Source organism: Parabacteroides sp. CAG:2, assembly GCF_000436315.1.
In the GTDB taxonomy this organism is placed as follows: domain Bacteria; phylum Bacteroidota; class Bacteroidia; order Bacteroidales; family Tannerellaceae; genus Parabacteroides; species Parabacteroides distasonis.
On sequence record NZ_FR885273.1, the window covers coordinates 14,784 to 34,043 of the forward strand.

General features: G+C 44.8%; 14 protein-coding genes. 12 read left to right on the forward strand and 2 right to left on the reverse strand.

Going from position 1 to position 19,260, the window contains the following annotated elements; translation table 11 throughout:
- Positions 1-158 precede the first annotated feature (158 nt).
- The 5 genes from QVP94_RS04525 to QVP94_RS04545 are packed head-to-tail and all read left to right on the forward strand — an operon-like array spanning position 159 to position 7,029.
- Positions 159-761 (forward strand): DUF4369 domain-containing protein, encoded by a 603-nt coding sequence (locus QVP94_RS04525; protein ID WP_005855217.1) that lies wholly within the window; start codon positions 159-161, stop codon positions 759-761.
- Positions 745-2,310 (forward strand): DUF6057 family protein, encoded by a 1,566-nt coding sequence (locus QVP94_RS04530; protein WP_008780989.1) that lies wholly within the window; start codon positions 745-747, stop codon positions 2,308-2,310. Before QVP94_RS04525 ends, QVP94_RS04530 begins: the two co-directional genes overlap by 17 nt.
- Positions 2,307-3,779 carry a TolB family protein gene (locus tag QVP94_RS04535; protein ID WP_022192062.1) on the forward strand — a complete coding sequence of 491 codons (1,473 nt, stop codon included), beginning with the start codon at positions 2,307-2,309 and terminating at the stop codon, positions 3,777-3,779. Before QVP94_RS04530 ends, QVP94_RS04535 begins: the two co-directional genes overlap by 4 nt.
- A 7-nt stretch (positions 3,780-3,786) precedes the next feature.
- Positions 3,787-5,556: a DUF6057 family protein gene (locus tag QVP94_RS04540; RefSeq protein ID WP_008774457.1), complete on the forward strand. Its 1,770-nt coding sequence runs from the start codon at positions 3,787-3,789 to the stop codon at positions 5,554-5,556.
- Between the two features lie 6 nt (positions 5,557-5,562).
- A complete protein-coding gene (locus tag QVP94_RS04545) occupies positions 5,563-7,029 on the forward strand; it encodes a TolB family protein (RefSeq protein WP_022192063.1) in 1,467 nt (488 codons plus the stop codon).
- Positions 7,030-7,241: 212 nt separating this feature from the next.
- Here QVP94_RS04545 and QVP94_RS19295 read toward each other — a convergent pair whose 3' ends face one another.
- Positions 7,242-7,412 carry a DUF6722 family protein gene (locus QVP94_RS19295; RefSeq protein WP_008774459.1) on the reverse strand — a complete coding sequence of 57 codons (171 nt, stop codon included), beginning with the start codon at positions 7,410-7,412 and terminating at the stop codon, positions 7,242-7,244.
- Positions 7,413-7,647: 235 nt separating this feature from the next.
- Between QVP94_RS19295 and QVP94_RS04550 the strand changes: the two genes are divergently transcribed.
- The 7 genes from QVP94_RS04550 to QVP94_RS04580 all read left to right on the forward strand — a co-directional run bounded on the left by QVP94_RS04550 (position 7,648) and on the right by QVP94_RS04580 (position 17,084).
- The gene (locus QVP94_RS04550) at positions 7,648-8,754 is read left to right on the forward strand and encodes a glycoside hydrolase family 26 protein (protein ID WP_005855204.1); all 1,107 of its coding nucleotides are present in this window, start codon (positions 7,648-7,650) and stop codon (positions 8,752-8,754) included.
- A gap of 100 nt (positions 8,755-8,854) precedes the next feature.
- Positions 8,855-10,027 (forward strand): glycoside hydrolase family 130 protein, encoded by a 1,173-nt coding sequence (locus QVP94_RS04555; RefSeq protein WP_005855202.1) that lies wholly within the window; start codon positions 8,855-8,857, stop codon positions 10,025-10,027.
- Between the two features lie 18 nt (positions 10,028-10,045).
- The gene (locus QVP94_RS04560; RefSeq protein WP_005855201.1) at positions 10,046-11,437 is read left to right on the forward strand and encodes an MFS transporter; all 1,392 of its coding nucleotides are present in this window, start codon (positions 10,046-10,048) and stop codon (positions 11,435-11,437) included.
- Positions 11,430-12,629, forward strand: coding sequence for an AGE family epimerase/isomerase (locus QVP94_RS04565; RefSeq protein WP_005855199.1), 1,200 nt, complete (start codon positions 11,430-11,432; stop codon positions 12,627-12,629). Before QVP94_RS04560 ends, QVP94_RS04565 begins: the two co-directional genes overlap by 8 nt.
- 81 nt (positions 12,630-12,710) lie before the next feature.
- The gene (locus QVP94_RS04570) at positions 12,711-14,132 is read left to right on the forward strand and encodes a sialate O-acetylesterase (RefSeq protein WP_005855197.1); all 1,422 of its coding nucleotides are present in this window, start codon (positions 12,711-12,713) and stop codon (positions 14,130-14,132) included.
- 351 nt (positions 14,133-14,483) lie between these two features.
- Complete coding sequence (locus QVP94_RS04575) at positions 14,484-15,329, forward strand: helix-turn-helix domain-containing protein (protein WP_005865576.1); 846 nt, start codon at positions 14,484-14,486, stop codon at positions 15,327-15,329.
- 444 nt (positions 15,330-15,773) lie between these two features.
- Positions 15,774-17,084, forward strand: a complete 1,311-nt coding sequence (locus QVP94_RS04580) for an NAD(P)/FAD-dependent oxidoreductase (protein ID WP_005855191.1) — start codon at positions 15,774-15,776, stop codon at positions 17,082-17,084.
- Here QVP94_RS04580 and QVP94_RS04585 read toward each other — a convergent pair.
- On the reverse strand, positions 17,079-19,184 hold the full coding sequence (locus tag QVP94_RS04585; RefSeq protein ID WP_005855189.1) for an outer membrane beta-barrel family protein: 2,106 nt from the start codon (positions 19,182-19,184) through the stop codon (positions 17,079-17,081). The genes QVP94_RS04580 and QVP94_RS04585 overlap by 6 nt on opposite strands.
- Positions 19,185-19,260 lie beyond the last annotated feature (76 nt).

The window sequence follows — 19,260 nt, forward strand, 5'->3', positions numbered from 1 at the left end:
GATGTCTGAATTAGCGTCCTCCTTTTTTCCATTCCTCCCCAACAGCTACGTAAATTAAGTATCACCCTTTGTCAAAAAAACATCATTCCTTTTTCCGAAAAAACACTAACTTTACGCAGTCTAAACTTTGAGTCTCTAATTACTAATGAACACGATCGATGAAATATCTATTTATAGGAGTATTCACTTTATTGTGCCTATTTGCCTGTCAATCTAACGATTCCAAATACATCATAGAAGGCACCCTACCCACCGCACAGCAGGATGGGGAATGGATTTATCTGGCACCCATGGAAAACGCCTCAATCGAAAATATCGATTCTACGAGAATAGAGAACGCACGGTTTACTTTCCAAGGAACGGGAGAAGAGATGAAAGTCCTCCGTATGCGCATCCTTTTGCGTCTCAAGTTCCAAGAGCTACTGGTCGTAACGGAACCGGGTGTGACCTCAGTACGGATAGACTCCATCAGCTCGGCCTCCGGTACACCGCAAAACGACGCCTTGCAGCATTGGAAAGACCGGAAGCAAAAGACCGATAGCGAATCCTATGCCCTATGGACAGCGCTTAAGACTTGCTCGCCGGAAGATTCCATCCGCATCAAGCAGACATGGGATTCCTTGAGAGTAGAGACGCAAGCTTTTAATTATGCGTTCATGAAAGAACATATCAACCAAACGGTCGGGAAATTCCTCTATAAGATGATAAAAACCTCCTTGACCGAAGAGCTACGAAAGGAACTGGATGAAGCGAATCATTAAACAGGATCTGTCGATCACGCTAGCGGTACTGGCGATAGCGATCTTCGCTTTCTTCTTCTGGATGTACCCCTATCATTTGTTCCACAAAGAGCAAATGATGCTGTTCTTGTACAGCGGCGAGTTTCTCCGTGGATATTTTCAGGAGGAAGCGTGGCTGGCTTGTCTCACCGGCGATTTCCTTACGCAATTCTTTTATTATATCGGGGGAGGCCCGTTCATCCTAAGCGTTGTCTTAACTTTATTTGCCCTGCTTACCTATCGGACATTCCGGCAATTCGTCAGCAAGAGATACGCCCTTCCTCTTATGATACTACTTGTATTATGGGAGGCCGGAAGGTCTTGCGGACTCGCCTATCCGTTATCCGCGACTCTCTCCTTGATCGGAGCAGAAGGTGTTTTCCTGTTATATAGCCGGAGCCAAACTGAGGGGCAACGTCTTCTTACCTGCATTCCCGCCATGCTTCTTTGCTATTGGTGCTTCGGGTACGGGGCATGGCTCTGTCTGGCCCTTATGCTGGCCGCCGGAATCATAGCGCACCATCAAAAGCTAAGTGCCCTGCTTGCGGCAGGTATATTACTTCTTCCAGCGACCCAATATCCCGCTACCACTTGGTGGAGTAAGCCGGATCTCGACCGGGAGTATGTACTCAGCCTCGATGTGGAACATTATTTCGGAAATATACAAAAGATGAGGAAACATCTCGAGACAGACCGCCAAATCCTTTGGGTGACCTATTACCGGAACCTGTACAATGCCACGCATCCGTCCGAGATCAACTCACCCGTATCTCTCTCCCGGAACCTCCTAGCGTGGAATCAACCGGGTACGAATGGGTTGATCCTCCCCGTGAACCCATCCGCTTCTTTTCTCTCTATCCTATTCGCCAACGAGTTATGGTTTACGTTAGGAGATATGACCATGGCCGAGCATTGCGCCATGCTAAGTATGATCTTCTCTCCCCGCAATTCGGGTAGCCGTATGATCAAACGGCTGGCTGAGATCAATCTGGTCAATGGGGATGATGAGGCAGCTCTTAAATATCTACGTATATTAGACAAGACACTCCTTCATAAAAGCTGGGCCGAAAAGAGAATACCCGGTCAGCAAACCCCGCGAGTAAAGGAGTGGCTGGAGAAGAAACGCAGAGACATCCCGACCCAAGACCATCTACGTTCCGGTAACGATGCCGTGACTTCCTTACGGAACTTAGTCGCCTCGAACGCCGGCAATCTCCGTGCTTACGAATACTTACTCTGCTATCATTTACTCTCTAAAGATCTCCGTTCTTTTGTAGAAGATTATGTACCGGGTAAGGTCTCTAGTTCCATTTTCGCCGAGGCCCTGCTGATCCATCTCGCCCGCCAAGGTAATATCCGTGCGGAAGAGCTTATAAAATACCAAATCCCGGTAAAGATAGCGAAAGAATTCGCCGATTATACCCGGCTTTATGAGGCAAAGGACACGAGTTTGAAAGAGAAATACGGCAAGACCTATTGGTTCTATTATCATTTTGCGACCACAGAGCCCGGAAAGGAGAGTAAGCCATGAAAGAAGCAAGAATCATGAAAGAGAACATAACCTATTACCTCGTCTGGATAATCTGCTTGCTGGCAGGATGTACCCCTACCCCGAAGCAAATAGAGGATACCACAGACCCAATCCCCATGTATCCCGATTATACGGATATCATGATTCCCACGAATATTGCCCCTCTCAACTTCTTATTGAGAAACGATGCGGACGCTATGCAAGTAACCTTAAAAGGGAAATCAAAAGAGATACAATTATCTTTCGGAAAGAAAGCTATTTTCCCTTTAAACCTATGGGAAAGCCTTTTAGAGCAGGAAGTGGGCAACCGCCTGCAAATAACCGTAGTCGCCCGTATCAAGGGTAAATGGTTTCGTTACCCCTCTTTCTACTGGCAAGTAGTTCCGGAGAAACTGGATAGTTACATAAGCTACCGGCTTATAGAACCCGGCTACGAGGTATGGAACAAGATCCAATTATGCGAGCGGGAGATCAATACCTTCGAGGAACGGGTTATTGCCGACAACAAAGATACCGACGGTTCTTGCATGAACTGCCATATTTACGGAAATAAGAAAGGAAGTTTATCCATGTTCCATTTACGGGGAAAGCAAGGAGGCACCCTGCTGAACCGTAACGGACATTTAAGGAAGTTGAAACTGAGCAATGACAGTCTGCCGAATGGGGCTGTCTATGGCGATTTCCATCCATCGGGGCAGTTCGCCGTTTTTTCCACGAATATTATCATCCCTGCTTTTCATTCGTTAGGAAGTAAGCGGTTGGAAGTCTATGACACAACCTCCGACCTAGTGGTCGCCGATTTCAGAAAGAAACAACTCATCACCTCCCCATTGACTAGCCGGAAGGATGAGTTAGAGACCTTCCCTACCTTTTCGCCCGATGGGAACTGGATCTATTATTGCTCCGCTCCCATCCAGCCGTTGCCCGATAGCATCCATAACCTAAAATATTCCCTATGCCGCATATCTTTCCATAAAGATACCAAGGAATGGGGCCGACAGATCGAAACCGTATGGGATGCCCAGAAGCATAATGGCTCCGCCTGCCATCCCAAGATATCGCCCGACGGTAAATACCTACTTTTCACGGTAGCCGATTATGGAACCTTCCCGATCTGGCACCAAGAAACAGACCTGCATATGATGAACCTCCAGACCGGGAAGATAGATACCTTACCTGCCGTCAACTCCGATAAATCGGATACCTACCATAGTTGGTCCTCTAACAGCCATTGGTTTGTCTTTGCCAGTAAGCGGGATGACGGACTATACGGAAAGCCTTATTTCTCTTACGTGGATAGTACGGGAAAAGCCTATAAACCTTTCGTTCTCCCGCAAGAGGATCCGGAACATTACGATATCACGTTGAAATCTTATAATATACCTGAATTATCCACTAGCGAGCTTCCTTTCGACGCTGAAGATGTACAAGAGATCTACTACGACGAGGAAGCTGAGACTTTTAAATAATAGAATCATGGAAAATACACGTAAATATAGATACATAAGAGGAATCGCCTCCTTATTATTCGGCTGTGCGATTTGCCTGTTTTGGGGACTTTATTATCCTCATCATTTACATTACCACGAGCAATTCCAGTTATTCCTGTTCACGCCGGAATATGGAATCGACAAATGTCTCCATCCCGGAGGCATCGCTGAATATATAGCGGAGTTCCTGACGCAGTTCTATTATTTCGCTTGGGCAGGGGCTACGATCTTGGCGATCGTTCTCGTGCTTATCCAACGGCAAATAAACTGGCTGGCCCAACAAATGGGGGCTTCCGACTTTTGGTATCCGTTCAGCTTTCTCCCCTCTATCCTGCTCTGGGTATTTTTATGTGATGAGAATGCCCTGCTGGCATTCCCTGTCTCCATAACTCTCGCCCTCTTCGCCTTAATCATCCAGCGAAAAATCACTCATCCATGGGGACGAATAATCTATACGCTCCTAATAATGCCGGTACTCTACTGGATCGTAGGTGGTGGGGCCTATTTCATCTTCGTTATCGGAGTAGCAATCGGGCATTGCATCAAACCCGTACCAATCGTATCCAACAAATCCTATATATGGATTCCTATCTACATCTTGCTTGGAATCCTATGCCCCCTATTGGCACAAAGCCTTACGCAATATCCATTGCTTAGCCTCATGACCGGCATCGATTATTATCGTTTCCCCATGATCGTTCCCAACACCCTGTTACTTGTTATTGCTACCGTTGCCATAACCCCCGGGGCACTTGCTTTACTTCCCCCACCCGTAAAGAGCACTAAGGCATGGATGGGTATTATCTCCACCCTGCTCCTTATCGGTGGTGGCACATGGATCTATGCCGCCAGCAATTCGGATAAGGAGGAGGCTATGAAATACGACTACCTCACCCGCATGAAACAATGGAACCAGATCATCAAGGCGGCGGAAAACAAAGAGCCTAATTCTCCTTTCTCCGTGACCTGCTTAAATCTGGCTCTCGCCAAGACCGGGCAATTAGGGGATCGCATGTTCCATTTCTACCAAAATGGAACGGAAGGATTGATCCCCACCTTCCAAAGAGATTTCACCTCACCGCTCCCTACCAGCGAGATATTCTATCATCTGGGAATGATCAACTCCTCACAACGCTATATGTTCGAAGCGATGGAGGCTATCCCCGACTATAAGAAAAGCGGACGTGCCTATATGCGTCTGGCCGAGACCAACTTGATCAATGGACAATACGCTGTCGCCGCCAAATACCTGCGGGCTTTGCAGCATACCTTGTTCTATAAGAAATGGGCGACCAACGCCATGAGCTATCTAAATAACGATGAAAAGATAGAGAAGCATCCCGAATGGGGATGGTTGAGAAAAGCCCGATATACAGAAGATTTCTTGTTCAGCGACACGGAAATGGATGTCATGCTAGGCTTATTGCTGCAACATAACAAAAGTAACCGGATGGCTTTCGAGTATATGTTAGCCTATGTCTTGCAAAAGAAGGATCTGGAACGTTTCATGAAATATTATCCGCTGGGAAAAGATCTGGGCTATAACCACATACCCATCTCTTATCAAGAGGCATTGATTTTCATTTGGACACAGCAGCATCCTAATTTCCAAGGCCTTCCTTGGAGCATCTCCCGCAACGTATTGGAAGGGGTAAGCGAGTTCGCCCGTGTTTATATGACGCAGAAAGACTCTGAGCCTATCCTTCGCCCAAAATACGAGAAGACATTTTGGTATTACTTATTATTCAGAAAATAAACGGCCATGAGAAAGCTTATCTTATTATATAGTATATGTATAGCGTTATTTACCGCTTGTGGGAATTCGGTAGTATCCCCCGAACAAATAGAGAAATACCCGTCCATCTATCCGGATTATATCGGGGTGACAATACCCGCCACGATAGCACCTATGAATTTCTCTTATACGGATACCTCCTATGAGCGGATAGATGTTATCGTAAAAGGGTGCCAAGGCAAAGAGGTGCATATAAACGCGAAGCATGTCAATTTCTCGGAAAAAGAGTGGAAACAACTGCTCATCTCCAATCAAGGCGATAGTTTACTCTTTACTGTCAGTATCAAGCAAGAGGGTAAATGGAGTACTTACAAACCTTTCCCCATGTACATCAGCCCCCACCCGATCGATTACGGCTTAGTATACCGAAAGATCGCTCCCGGTTATGAAGTCTACAGCCGTATGGGTATTTATGAGCGTGATCTATCGTCTCATAAAGAAAGGCCTTTGGTGGAAAACACGCTGGTCAAAGGTATGTGCGTAAACTGCCATGCCTTTAACCGTACGGACCCGAGCCATTTCAGTCTTCACATCCGAGGAACGCATGGAGCCACTTTTATGAGAACCTACAATAAGGATGAATACCTCAACACGAAAACAGATCAGACAATCGCCGCTTGCGTCTATCCCTACTGGCATCCCGGAGGCGAATATATAGCGTATTCCACGAACAACACCCGACAATCGTTCCATACGGTTAAGGACGAGCGGGTAGAAGTATTGGATTTGGAATCTGATATAGTCGTTTACCATCCGGCAGATCATCGTCTACTCCTTTGCGATTCTTTGCAAAAGAAAGACAGGTTCGAGACCTTCCCTGCGTTCTCCCCGGATGGTCGTACGCTTTACTTTTGTTCCGCCGAAGCTAAAAAGATTCCCGAAGAATATAAAGAGATAAGATATAATTTATGTAGTATCGATTTTGATCCCTCTGCCGGTACATTCGGGAGCCGTATCGATACGTTGGTGAACGCTGAGGCTTTAGGGAAAAGCGTATCTTTTCCCCGCCCTTCCTATGACGGCAAATATATTATGTTCACCTTATCCGATTACGGAAACTTTTCGATCTGGCATAAAGAGGCGAATCTATGGTTACTGGACTTGACAAGCGGAGACCTCCGCGAGCTATCCGAAGTAAATAGCGATGATACCGAAAGCTTTCACAACTGGAGTAGCAACTCCCGCTGGTTTGTCTTCAGTAGCCGCCGGGGTGACGGCCTTTATACCCGCCTTTATCTGGCAAGCATGGATGAGAATGGCAAGATAAGCAAGCCCTTTCTCCTTCCCCAGGAAGATCCGGAAACCTATTACGATCGCTCTGTCTATTCCTATAATGTCCCGGATTTCGTCAATGCCCCTATTCTGCTGGACACGAAAGTATTTGAGAAGAGGATAACTTCAAAAGAGCGTATACAGGTTCAAGTTGGGGACTAGAAACCAAGGGTTACCAAAAACAATACACGGATCTTATAGAAAAAATAAATAATTCCATAAGATCCGTGTATTGGGTATAGTTCTATATCTAGATGTTCGCTATAGGTTCTTCAGCCATTTCTTACCGGATTTGGTATAAGTCCATGCAAGAAATATCCCCATTACCACGATAATAATTAAAAACAAAAATGTCATGTTATTCATATCTGTTATTATTTAAATATTCTATTTGCACAAACCGCAATCATTCCTGTACCTCCTAAACCTGTTATGAGCATTACCCACTGTGAAAAATCATTCGGATTCTTATACAACGGGATAACCCCACATATAACTACACCCGCAAAAGTCAGTTTCGCCAAATCATAAAAGAACTTTCCCAAATTCTCCTTTCGGGCTTTCTCTCATTCTCTCCCTTCCTTCACTTGTTCTTGTAAATCATTCCATTTTCCCATAGTCATTCTATTTGATTAATTAACATGCACAAAGATAACAATGAATTCCAAATCAAACAACCGTTCCGGTTAAAATGAAAATAATATCGCTATCAGATAAAATAATACTAGATTGTCTGCCCGATACCTCTTACATTCGCGTTCATAAAGAAAGACAGTTATCATGAAGAACACGAAATTAATTACCATGTTATGCCTAGGGGCACTAATCGCCTGTTCACCGTCGAAGAAAGGACTAGAACCGACAAGCGAACAGGTTTCGCCGAGAGAACGTTTAATAGAGAACCTACGTGCGACTCCACAAAAAGGAATCATGTTCGGACATCACGATGATACGGTTTATGGGATCGGATGGGAATTTGACGAAGGAGGCTCAGACGTGCAAAAAGTATGCGGCGATTATCCGGCCGTTATCAGCTTTGATCTTGGAGAGATCGAACTCGGGGGAGATAAAAGCCTTGATAAAGTACCTTTCGAGAAAATACGCAAGGAAATCATCAACCAATATAACCGGGGAGGCTTGGTATCTTTAAGTTGGCATCCCCGTAACCCTAAAACCGGAGGGGACGCTTGGGACGTATCAGACCATGCTGTCGTGAAATCGATCCTTCCGGAAGGGGAGAACTATGAGAAATTCCAAAGTTGGCTAGGCAAAGTGAATGATTTCATCCTTTCCTTGAAAACAAGCGATGGCACCAAGATTCCCGTCCTATTCCGTCCTTGGCACGAACACACCGGAAGTTGGTTCTGGTGGGGACAGAATTTATGTACCACGGATGAATACAAGGCGCTATGGCGAATGACCGCCGATTATCTAAACGCTCACGGAGCGGCAGACCAGATCGTTTACGCTTATTCCACAGGTACGGAGCCGCGGGATCAAGCGTCTTATCTGGAACGTTACCCCGGACATGACTTGATCGACGTCCTAGGCTTCGACGCTTACCAACGGGAAGATAAGGATTTCTTCTTGAAAAGCATGGATACCAGTCTTTCCGTAATAGACAGCATAGGCAAAGCCAACCATAAGATCATAGCGATCACGGAGACCGGCTACGAAGGGGTACCAGACTCCACATGGTGGACGGGAACCCTGCTGCCTGCCATGGAGAAATATCCGGTCGCTTATGTATTGGTATGGAGAAACGCCCGTGAAAAAGTCACTCACTTTTTTGGCCCTTATCCCGGACAAGCCTCTGCCGAGGATTTCAAGAAGTTCTTTGAAAATCCGAAAACATTGTTCGCCTCCGATATCAACCTATATAAATAACATCATACATAAACCAGATAAATCACGTCATATCCAGTTGTAGAGACGGGGCGTGCCCCGTCTCCCACCATCTGATAATATCATTTAAAGCAAAAACATCATGGAACAATTTCAAGAAAAAGTAAACGAACTCTTCGCTAAACACGAAACCTTGTTAAGCCGGAAAAATATCCCTTTAGAAGACGGAAACGGAATCTTCACCCGTTATCAACACCCTGTACTGACAGCCGCGCATACCCCGATCTTCTGGAGATATGACTTAAATGAAAAGACAAACCCCTACTTGATGGAACGCATCGGCATGAACGCAACCATGAACTCCGGTGCGATCAAATGGAATGACAAATATATATTAATGGTACGTGTAGAAGGAAGCGACCGTAAATCCTTCTTCGCCGTAGCCGAAAGCCCGAACGGAGTAGACAATTTCCGCTTTTGGGATTACCCGGTAACCATGCCGGACGATCTTGTCCCGGCCACGAATATTTACGACATGCGCCTAACCGCTCATGAAGACGGCTGGGTTTACGGAATCTTTTGCGCCGAGCGCCATGACCCGAACGCAGCTCCCGGAGATCTATCCTCGGCAACCGCCACGGCAGCTATCGCCCGGACAAAAGACTTGAAAAACTGGGAACGTCTCCCGGATTTAAAGACCAAGAGCCAACAACGTAACGTCGTATTACATCCGGAATTCGTAAATGGCAAATACGCCCTTTACACCCGCCCCCAAGACGGATTTATCGACGCAGGAAGTGGCGGTGGTATCGGATGGGCCTTGATTGATGATATCACGCACGCCGAAGTCAAGGAAGAAACCATCATCGACCAACGTTACTACCATACGATCAAGGAAGTGAAAAATGGCGAAGGCCCCCACCCGATCAAGACACCGAGAGGCTGGTTACATCTCGCCCATGGCGTACGGGGATGCGCCGCCGGATTACGTTACGTGCTTTATATGTATATGACCGCATTGGAAGATCCCACGAGACCTATCGCCACACCCGCCGGCTATTTCATGGCTCCGGAAAATGAGGAACGGATCGGCGATGTATCCAACGTTTTATTCTCTAACGGATGGATCGCGGATGAGGATGGAACCGTGTATATTTACTATGCGTCTTCCGATACCCGTATGCACGTGGCTGTATCCACAATCGATAAATTGGTAGATTACTGCATGAACACTCCGGCCGACGGGCTGACTACGACCGCATCTGTCGAGACGCTGAAAAAGCTAATCGATCGAAATCTTCCACTCCTGAAATAACCTACAAAAACCACTCATATGATTAAACTAACAGAGAAGATAGGCTACGGTTTCGGGGACATGGCATCGTCCATGTTCTGGAAACTGTTTGGCGCTTACTTGATGATTTTCTATACGGACGTATTCGGATTACCGGCAGCAGCCGTAGGTACGATGTTTTTGATAACTCGTATATGGGACTCGGTCTTTGACCCGATTGTCGGCGTTGCGGCGGATCGTACGCAAACACGCTGGGGAAAATTTCGCCCTTATTTGCTTTGGCTGGCGATCCCGTTCGCCGCTATCGGAGTGCTCACTTTCATGACTCCTTCTTTCGGACAAACAGGTAATTTGATCTATGCCTATATCACCTATTCCTTGATGATGATGGTGTACTCCGCTATAAACGTGCCTTATGCGTCCTTGCTTGGAGTAATGAGCCCGTTGCCACAAGACCGTAATACCCTTTCTACGTACCGTATGGTATTCGCCTATATTGGCAGTTTTATAGCCCTGTTGCTATTCATGCCGATGGTGCGTTTCTTTAGTGGAAATAGCGATGAATTGGCGGATCAACAACATGGATGGACCATGGCTGTCGTAGTTATCGCTATCCTGTGCGCCATTCTCTTTTATGGATGTTTCGCATGGACAAAAGAACGGGTAAAACCGATTAAAGAGCAACAAGGCTCGTTAAAAGATGACTTGAGAGATCTATTGCACAACAAGCCTTGGTGGATACTATTGGGAGCAGGTGTCTCCGCTCTGGTTTTCAATTCCATCCGCGACGGGGCTACCGTATATTATTTCAAATACTTTATCATTGAGGAAGCCTATGCCAATGTATCTCTTTTCGGAGTCTCCTTCGTCTTAAGCGGATTATATCTGGCGGTAGGACAGGCGGCCAATATTGTCGGCGTGATCTTGGCCGCCCCATTAAGCAACCAGATCGGAAAGAAAAGAACCTATATGGGCTCCATGCTGATCGCCTCGGTTTTAAGCATCCTCTTTTTCTGGCTCGACAAGACGGATCTAGCCCTGATATTCACGTTCCAAGTGTTCATCAGTATTTGTGCCGGTAGTATTTTCCCCCTACTTTGGTCCATGTATGCCGATTGCACGGACTACTCAGAACTAAAAACAGGGAACCGTGCCACAGGATTGATCTTCAGTTCCTCGTCCATGAGCCAGAAATTCGGATGGGCGATCGGCACGGCAATCACAGGCTGGCTACTCGCTTTCTTCGGGTTTCAGGCCAATACCGTACAAAGCGAGGAAACGATTAGCGGAATCAAGATGTTCCTCAGTTTCTTACCGGCCGTAGGTACGATCCTGTCCGTTGTATTTATCGCCTTCTACCCGCTTAGCGAGACAAAGATGAAGGAAATCACCGCTACGTTAGAAACCAAAAGAAAAGAAACAAATGAATAAAATCACCGAAGATTTACAAAACGAGGTTCAATGGGAGCTAGAGAACAATATCCTCCCTTTCTGGATGAACCGAATGATAGATAGTGAGTATGGTGGTTTCCATGGGCAAATCACGGGAAACAATCAACGAGTCGTACATGCCCCTAAAGGCGCCATCTTGAACGCCCGTATCCTATGGACATTCTCCGCCGCATACCGTTTATTACGAAAGCCGGAATATCTGGAAACGGCGACCCGTGCCAAACGTTACCTTATCGATAAATTCTACGACCAAGAATTCGAGGGTATTTACTGGGAATTAGACTATACCGGTCAACCCGTGCAAACCAAAAAGCAAATCTACGCCTTAGGATTCGCTATCTACGGATTAAGCGAGTACAACCGGGCTACCGGAGATAAAGAAACGTTGGATTATGCGATCCGTCTCTTCAAGGCAATCGAACAATATAGTTTCGACCCGGAAAAGAACGGTTATATGGAAGCCTTTACGAAAGACTGGAAACTGATAGAGGATATGCGACTAAGCGACAAGGATGAGAATGAGAAAAAAACTATGAACACCCATCTGCATATCCTCGAACCTTATACTAACTTGTATCGGGTATGGAAAGACGAGCACCTCAAAAAACAACTCCGAAACTTGATCCTGATTTTCACCGACAAGATTCTGGATCACCGTACCTATCATTTAAACCTCTTTTTCAACGAGGATTGGGAAAGCAAATACCGTATCATCTCCTATGGTCATGATATAGAGGCATCTTGGTTACTGCATGAGGCCGCTATCGAATTGGGAGACAACGAGATTCTTCAGAAAGTAGAGCCCTTGGTTCAAAAGGTAGCGATAGCGGCCGAAGACGGGTTATTAGCGAACGGTAGCCTCATTTACGAGTATCACCCGAATGAGAAGAAAGCCGACACGGACCTGCATTGGTGGGTGCAAGCCGAGAATGTAGTGGGTCATTTCAACTTGTATCAACATTTCGGAGATGAGCCTGCCTTAGGCACAGCCTATACATGCTGGAAATTCATTCAGCGTTATTTGATCGACAAGGAACAAGGGGAATGGCATTGGAGCGTATCGCTCGATCACGAGATCAATCGCGAGGATGACAAGGCCGGTTTCTGGAAATGTCCCTATCACAACGGACGGATGTGTATGGAGATTATCGAACGACTTGCCGGCGAATAACCGTCCGGCAGACCGCCTGCCGGCTCTTTTTTATCAGATTAACAACCGTCGGAAGCTTCCGACATCAAAAAAACAAGCGATATGAACAAATTCTATTGGATGGTGATAGGCCTCCTTCTCGGTTTGGTGAACCTCCGGGCCGAGATCAAGCTGCCAGCTTTGGTAAGCGACAACATGGTACTCCAACAAGCCACTAAAGTACGGCTCTGGGGAAATGCAACCCCAAATTCAAGCCTGAAAGTCCGTAGTTCTTGGGACAATACGGAATACACGGCCCAAGTAAACGATCAAGGCAGATGGGAAATCTGGGTTCAGACGCCCTCGGCCAGTTTCGAAAAGCAACAGTTAACATTAAAGAATGGACAAGACAAGATTGTCTTGCATGATCTTCTGATCGGCGAGGTATGGTTCGGTTCCGGCCAATCCAATATGGAAATGCCATTAAGAGGTTTCTGGCACTGCCCTATCGAGGGAGGAAACCACGCTATCGCTACATCCGGGAAATATAAGAACTCGATCCGTTACGCTACGATCCAACGGGTCGGAGCCTTGGAACCGAAAGATTATCCGGTAGGTGGCGAATGGAAAGTATGTGATCCGCGAAACGCCCCGGAGTTCGGAGCTACCGCCTATTTCTTCGCGACCCTATTGACCGAGGTATTGAATGTCCCGGTAGGTATCATCAATTGTAGCTGGGGCGGTTCCACGGTTGAAGGTTGGTTGCCCAAAGACATCCTGCGGAATTATAGCGATATCGATCTATCCTTAGCGGGTAACGATGAGAAAATCCATCCGATGCTACAACCCATGATCATGTATAACGGAATGCTGAAACCGGCCAGCAAATATACGGTCAGAGGTTTCCTATGGTATCAAGGAGAGTCAAATGTCGGACACCCGGACTACGCTAAACGCCTAGCGACAATGGTAGAACATTGGAGAGGATTATGGGGACAAGAAGAATTACCTTTCTATCTGGTAGAAATCGCCCCTTACGAATATGGAGAAGGAGACCAAGCCGCGTACCTTCGTGAAGAGCAATACAAAGCTACCCGGTTGATCCCCAATAGCGGTATTGTTTCCACGAACGATCTGGTACAGGATTACGAGAAACGGCAAATACACCCCAAAGAAAAACAAAAGATCGGTGAGCGTCTTTGTTATATGGCTCTAAACAAAACCTATGGTTATACAACCATCGCTTGTGAGGGCCCCCAATACGATCATATGGAAGTAGATAAAGATAAAATCATTCTTTTTTTCAAGAATGCGGAAGATGGCTTCAATCGAGATAACGGGATCATAGGCTTCGAGATAGCCGGAAAAGACATGCGTTTCCACAAGGCTAACGCAACTATAGACGCTAACAAAAAAACCGTTATTATCTCAGCTCCAGACGTAAAAGCCCCAATAGCCGTTCGTTATGGCTTCCGGAATTTCCAAATTGGCAACTTGCAAAACGTACAAGGATTACCGGTGCTTCCATTCCGCACGGATAAATAAAACGACTAAGAAAATAAAATACAATACGTTATAATATTCAAGCTTGTTCACACGTAATGTCTTATTTTCATCTGTAAGACGTATTTAGTTTTTATTTCATTCTATTGTGATAATAGAAATTACCCTCCTAAAGTATTAGTGAACTTAATTCTTCCCATAAAAAAATGGGAGATCTTATTTTACAAGGAATCAGAGACCTCCTCTGATTCCTATTTATTTTTCATTCATATCATAATGTATACAAAAAATGATAGTTTGTATACAGACCATACTAATACATTGCGCTTTTTTTGCATCTAGATTTACTGAAGGGGGAAATATTTGTATAACAAACTAAATAACAATAATTTTATGAACAAGCTTATTAACAGAATTTCTCCGGAAACATCTGAAAACCGAATCTTACACGCTGGCTTTAGTATCATATTGATGTCAGAGGAAATAACACAAACCTTATCTGGTTTATCCAGCGATATGATTATTTTTATCTTAAGCGGATCCATAACTATATATTCCACTAAAGAAGAAAAGAAAACAATCGGTGAACAGTATATGATCTTTCTAAGATCATTTGAAAATTACACATATGATATCACACTAGGTTCAAAAATCATCATTTTCTTTTTTGACAGTTTAACGATGAATGAGTTACCGTATTACCAACATCCGTACGGAATATTACCTCAACCTATCTCTAAGTGGATAGAACTGAAAATAGTGGAACCTTTATACGGTTTTCTAGAACTTGTCGGACAATATCTTGAAAATAATTTCCTGAACTACCCTTTGTATGAATTAAAGAGAACGGAATTATTCTACTTACTGAAAAAGCTTTATAGAAAAGAGGAATTAGACTACTTTTTCTATTTATCAAGTACGCATTCAGCAGAGTTTGAGAGACTCATCGCCGAGAATTATATAAAAGCTAAAACAGTAACAGATCTAGCTCAAATGATAGGTTACGGAGTAAATTCCTTTCGGATGAAGTTTAAAAAAGTTTTCGGTATTCCAGCCTACGAATGGCTGATGCAAGAGAAATCCAAACGACTATTGGTCGCCATAGCTAACAGCGAGGATGATTTTAAGAATATAATAGATGAATTCGATTTCTCCTCGCATTCGCATTTCTACAAATTTTGCAAGGCACGCTTTGGATATAGTCCCACGGAGCTAAGGAAAAAACTTAAATCATTGTAAAAAACACCCCCTATCAGAATATACATTTAAATTGTCAAGTTGTATAACTCCTAATAAGTTATACTCATTTATCTTTGCCTCATTGATTTTAGACACCTATCCGTATGGATGATCTAATAAAAGATAGTGTATAATGACCACCATATTTTTTTATGTTTTACTATTCCAAATTAAAGACTGGGATAAAATTTGTGAAGAAGAGGGTAAAATGACATCGCCGATAATTTGCTATATTTTGCTAGGGGTTATCTTATTCATAATCTTGATGCGTATACTTTCCATATTGCAGTTTTTGCGATTGAAGCGGAAGGTAAAGAAACGTATTTCCCCGAAACACGATAAACCTTCCTGTAAATAAAGCCTCTACCCGCTTACATTCATTAATAATTAACGGAAGAACCAATTCGCTTCTTTCTATGTTTATATAAAAAAAGCGTTTAGATCATGGGCTTCAACATTCCTTACACAGACAAAAAGCGGGTCGTAATTATCGGGGGCGGATTTGGGGGGTTAAAACTAGCTGAGAAATTGAAAAAGAGCAAGTTTCAAGTAGTCTTAATCGACAAGAACAACTATCACCAGTTTCCTCCCCTGCTTTATCAAGTAGCGTCCTCCGGCTTAGAATATAATGAAATATCCTTTCCATATCGAAAGATATTCCAGAAGAGAAAGAACTTTTACTTCCGGTTGGCAGAGGTCTATGGCGTCAATCCGAAAGGGCATACCATTCAAACCTCCATCGGCGAATTGGAATATGATTATCTTGTAATCGCCGCTGGAACTATCACCAACTTCTTTGGAAACAAAACGATCGAGGAACAGTCTCTACCCATGAAAACGGTAGAAGAGGCGTTAGCTTTACGAGACACCTTATTAATTAATTTAGAGAAAGCGACTACTTGTACGGACCCGGACGAGAAGCAAGCTTTGCTAAATATAGTTGTTGTAGGTGGAGGGGCTACAGGTGTAGAAGTATCCGGCGCCTTATCCGAGATGAAACGGTTTGTTTTGCCGAAAGACTATCCGGATCTAGGAAACTTTCATATGAATATCTATCTGATAGAAGGGTCCTCTAAATTACTAGGGGCCATGTCTCCGGAAGCCTCCTCCAACGCTAAACGCTTCCTTGAGGATATGGGCGTTAACATCATTCTTCAGAAGCGTGTCGTGGACTATAAGGATGGGGACGTTTTCTTAGATGACGGACAAACCATACCCACTAGGACCTTACTTTGGGTAAGTGGTGTGAAAGCGGTGCATTTCGATCATATCGAAGGAGAACTCTTGACCCGGGGGGAACGGATTATCGTCAATGAATGTAATCAAGTAAAAGGCTTATCCAATATATTCGCCATAGGAGATGTCTGCTGGATGGCAGAACCGGATTACCCGAACGGACATCCGCAAGTCGCTCAGGTAGCGATTCAGCAAGGTGAGTTATTAGCCGAAAATCTACAACGGATCGAGGCTCTAAAAAAACCGAGACCTTTCCATTATAAGAATTTAGGAACTTTAGCTACTGTCGGCAGGAATAAAGCGGTTGCCGATTTAAATAAGGTGAAATTACATGGATTTACGGCATGGTTGGTTTGGATGCTCGTACATTTACGTTCCATCTTAGGAATCAAGAATAAGCTAATTGTACTGATCGACTGGATCTGGAATTATTTCACGTACGACCGTTCCATGCGTTTCATCTTGTTCATCCAAAAGCACAAACAAGATGGAACACAGGGCACGGAACCTACTTTATAAACTATAAGTCAACGTAAGCCAAGCTACCCGGGCATCACGATTGCGCTTTTGCGTCATTTCTAAGTTCGGGGCATCAATAATCGTTGTTTCTTCTAAACTATCGAATATATTGTTGATACTTAAGTTCGCGCATAATTTACGATTGAGGAAATATTGAGAGAGACCGGCATTTACGCTATAACGGCCTTTGATCTTACCTTGAGGCGTAAGCTGGTCGGAAACGTAGAAGCCGTCTACCTGAAAATCCGTAGTCGGCGTAATACTTACGTTTACATTCCCCTTCACATCCCAGCAAACCAAGGATTTCTTCTCGTCATAGCCTATCGTACGCCCATCGATCTCGTCCCGATAGATATCCCCGGAGAAACCGACCGTCAAGATACGTACCGGATTCCAGCTACCGGACAAGTCGGCTCCGACTGCTTGGCTATGTCCGATATTCTCTTTCTTCCAAACCGTCTCGTCATTTACTTGGCTAGCGGTTTCCATGATACGATTCGTACGATTCCGGTAATAAATAGCCGGAGTCAAACGGAGACGGGGAGCCGAGAACTGATATCCTAGCTCTACGTTATGGATAAACTCATCCTTCAAGTCCGGATTCCCCTGTATGATATGGGTAGGATCACTGTTATTCAAGAAAGAGCACAAATAGCTGCCATTCGGACGAATCGCCCGTTGCTGATAACTCAAGCTTAAGCGATTGCTCTTATTCACCTCATAAGTAAAACGGGAACGAGGATACAAATGAAAACGGGAACTCTTGTTCTCTTTGCCTTTTATCCCCTGCCAATAAGGATCGTTGATCCAAGAAGGGCTAAACTCATCCATCTTAAAATGACTAAATTCCGCCTGTATCCCTATCTCCGCGTTAAAAGCGCCCCAATTCTTAACCACGTCCGCATAGATCAAATTCAGATAACGGTTGAAATCGTAATTATACGATTTCGCCGGACTTAACTCAAAACTACCGTCAACCTTATCAAAAGCAGCCGTCAGATAATCCTCGTTTCGCACACGACCTATATAACCAAGCTTGAAATCCCAACCATCGATCTCCTGCCCATATCCAAATCCCCAGAAATAATTATGTTTCGTATGGTCGATAGATTGGTTATCCTCCGAGACGATATTCCCGTTTTGAGGATTCTCATTCTTGAAATCATTATCCTCATCATACGAGAAATTATTATAGTTGAATACGGTATAAAAACCTTGATTCTCCGAAATCTCATGGTTCCAATACGCTTCGGCGGCATAAGCTTCCTGGCGCTGGTCGTTATACCGGTTACGGATCACATACTTCATTTGCTCCCCTTTCGGGTTGAATACCCGGTTGTTAATGCGTCCATACCGGCTATAATCCATCAAATGATACAGGCCATGCACGGTGATCCGGTCTTTCGCGGAAAGATCATAGTCTACTTTCATATCCGCCACATGTACGTCCGGACGAGCCGTGGCATTATTATTCATCTCCGTCCGGTTTTTAGCGGTCGCGGTCGATTTGCTGAAAGATCGTTCCCGGTATTCCCTCCTATAATTGTATTTCGCATTGATATGGAATTTTCCGGGATGCAAATTCAATACCGCTCCTGCGTTATATCGCTCATTCCATCCCGCCCCAAGCGTAACATATAGAGGGGAATCTCCCGTTCCATACATACGAGGCACCAGATTGAGTATGCCCGCGTCACCATCCGGCACCGCATTAATCGGAGGAAATGCCCCTAATGAGATCTGGTTAAAGAACAGGGCGGGAAGTTGGATCAGCACGTCACCGCTATATTCTTCCAGCAAACCGTAAGGAACTCCATCGACAAGCATCCCGACATTACCGGAGCCCCTGTATGTAACGGCTCCTTCCATATCGGTAATGACAGAAGGCAATTGGCGAAAAGCATCCGCCGTCGTATTGGTAACGCTACTCAAGTTATTATCTACCCGCAAGATTTTCATCCCACCCCTCTCGCTCAACCCGGCGAAACGGGTACCCTGAATCTCTATATTCCGAATCGTAAGCGTCGTATCGGCAGGAGTCTGCGAGAATACCGGCATAGCCAATAGAGCGGCCAATGGAAGAAGTAAAATTTGTCTCATATCATTATCTATGGTTTATAAACAAAAAAAGTCTGTATGTTCAACGCATACAGACTGTCCTCAAAACTCGTTTACT